This is a genomic window from Tamlana crocina (assembly GCF_012037625.1).
Map to the genome: position 1 here is coordinate 1 of NZ_JAAVJS010000819.1, position 289 is coordinate 289.

General features: G+C 46.0%; 1 protein-coding gene. It reads left to right on the plus strand.

The genetic code is table 11. From position 1 onward, the window contains the following. Window positions 1-289 (plus strand): hypothetical protein (locus tag HC176_RS19125; RefSeq protein WP_167920543.1); only part of this gene is annotated, 289 nt, incomplete at both ends.

Sequence of the window (289 nt, forward strand, 5' to 3'; positions counted from 1 at the left end):
GATTATCCTAACTCGGCTGAAGCTGTACAGGCAGTGAGTACTGCCCGTCTCATCTATGTCGATATGGGCCGAACAGATGAGTATGCCGCCTGGGTGAAAAATCTGGATTTTGTTGAGGTTACCGATGCCGATCTTGATAATACCACATTTGAGTCGGCAGAGAAACAGTATCAGGCAAACAACACCGCTGCGGCAGTTACTGCCCTTGAGAAATACCTGAATTCTTTTCCTAACGGAATACATTCTGTGCAGGCTAACTTTTACCTTGGGCAATTGTACTTTAGGGAAG